Raw genomic sequence first — 2141 nt, 5'->3', positions numbered from 1 at the left:
TGGTCAAGACCGTTCCCTACGCAGGTAATGCGCTACCATGCCTAATTTTTCTCGCTTTGTGGTGCTCTCTACTAACGACTAAATCTTTAGTTGTTAGTAGCCCACCCCCAACCCCCTCCCGCATCTCCCCGGCACCTATTACCGCAGATTACTTCATGCGGGAGGGGGCTTAACGTTCGGGGGCTTCGCCCCCGAACCGCTACCCCCGTATATTCGCCGTTCTGCGGCGGGATGTAGGGGCGGCGTCCCCGATGCCCCGCGGTTTATCACCCAATCCACAACGGGGCTGTAGGGGCGCTTAGTAAGCGCCCGCGGTCTAACCGAGCGCTGTAAAAATACTGCGGGCGACCGATGTCCGCCCCTGCAAACCCGGCAGGAACCCCTAATCCATGATATTAGAAAGGATGGTGACTCTTTTGGCAGGCCCGCTCTATCGCCATGCCCACCCGCTGATGATTCTCACCAACCTTTCGCGCGTGCTCTACCTGCTCATCATCCCGTTTGTGCGCGGCGCGCTGCTCGCCCTGTGGGGCCGGGGCCTTGCCGCGTGGCTGAAGGGCGCGTGGTTCGATATCCTCATCGTTATGATGATTATCGGCATTGCGGCGGTGCGCTGGCGGCTGTTCACCTACCGCTTCGACGAGACGGGGCTTTACTTTAAAAAGGGGCTGCTGCTTCGGCAGGAGGGTTTTTTGCCCTTCTATGCCGTCTGCACCATCGCCTCAGAGCGCTCGTGGCTGCTCGCTCCGCTGCGCGCGGCGGTGCTGCGTGCCGATACCAGCGGCGGCAACCCAAGCCGCTATGACTTTGAGATTATCACCTACCGCCGCGATGCCGCAGAGGCGATGTATATGCGCTCCCTCGCCTGCTCTGCCCGTGCGAGCAAAGGCCTAAAGCCCCCGCTGCCCAAAGGCGCAGAAGCCTCTCCTCTTGTTGCGGGCGGGCAGCCCGCCAAAGAGCCGCCCCGCAAAACCACGCGGGTGTTCCGCCCCCGCTCGATGTATATTGCGGCGCTCAGCGCGTTTTTATCCAACTCGTTTGCGGGGGTGCTGCTCGCCTCGGCGTTTCTTAACCGCGCGGGCACCGTTTTGGGGCAGAAGCTGGAGGGCTCGGTACTCACCGCCGTTTCGCAGCTCTCGGCATGGCTGCCCTTAGGCATCCCCCCCGTTGCCACCGCGGCCGGGCTGATTATACTGGCGGGCTGGTTTATCGGCTTTGTGCGCAATATGCTCAGCCTCATCCGATTTCTTATCGAGCGCTCCGAGCACACGCTGGAGGTGAACGTCGGCCTTGTCACCCGCCGCACCTACAACATCCTTATAAGCAAGATTAACTTTCTGGATATCCGCCAAAGCCTGATGACCAAGCTGCTGCGGCTGTATATGGTGTTTATACAGGCCATCGGCTACGGCAAGGGCAAAAACGAGGTGGCGGCGCTCATCCCCTCCGCCTCGCGCAAAGAGCTTGCCGCCACCATGACGCTGCTGCTGCCCGAGATCCGCCCCCATGCCCGCACCGTAAAGCCGGATAAGCGCGCGTGGCTTGCCTACCTGCTTCAATCGCTGCTGCTTGTTCCCGCCCTGCTTGCCGCTATCTGGCTAGGCTGGCGGCTGTTCCCCGTGTGGCGCGATGTGGTGCGGTTCTTCGGCCTTGCGCTGTGGGTGCCGCTCTTGTGGTACTTCTTTTTAAAGCTTACCGACTTCTTCACCGCCGGCCTGTGCTTTGACGGCGCCACCTACACCCTTCGCTACTCCAAGGGGTTTATCCTGCATACGGTGGTGGTGCCCGCAAACCGCGCCGCGATGGTCGTCATCGGCCAGAACCTATTTCAAAAACGAATCGGCCTGTGCGATGTAATTGTCTACACCTATTCCGAAAGCGGCAGCGCGGCGCACAAAACCCACCGCGTAAAGGGCCTGCCGCTTAGGGAGGTTCTGCGGGAATTAAAGCTAGGCAGGCCGTTATGACCTGCCTGAGCGTGTCGAGAAACTCGACACGCTCCATAAGGGGGACTTCGTTCGTCACCAAACCAAGTGGTTTGGTTTTTCAGCCGTCCCCCTCATGAACACCCCCAAGCAAAAATGTCTGCTCACCGCAGACATTTTTAGCGGTATTGCTCCGGCGGCGCATGTCCGCCTGCG

Annotated in this window: 1 protein-coding gene; it reads left to right on the top strand. The window is 60.2% G+C overall.

Annotation, left to right across the window (positions count from 1 at the left end):
- Positions 1 to 389: 389 nt before the first annotated feature.
- A complete protein-coding gene (locus BLR50_RS14195; protein ID WP_143008140.1) occupies positions 390 to 1967 on the top strand; it encodes a PH domain-containing protein in 1578 nt (525 codons plus the stop codon).
- The last annotated feature ends 174 nt before the right edge of the window (positions 1968 to 2141 follow it).

Source organism: Acetanaerobacterium elongatum (assembly GCF_900103835.1).
Lineage (GTDB): Bacteria > Bacillota > Clostridia > Oscillospirales > Ruminococcaceae > Acetanaerobacterium > Acetanaerobacterium elongatum.
This window is presented reverse-complemented; position numbering and strand designations above follow the sequence as displayed.

What these genes read in the sequence shown, in the direction of transcription:
- BLR50_RS14195 (WP_143008140.1), top strand. Translation starts at nt 390, where the DNA reads ATGATATTAGAAAGGATGGTGACTCTTTTGGCAGGCCCGCTCTATCGC.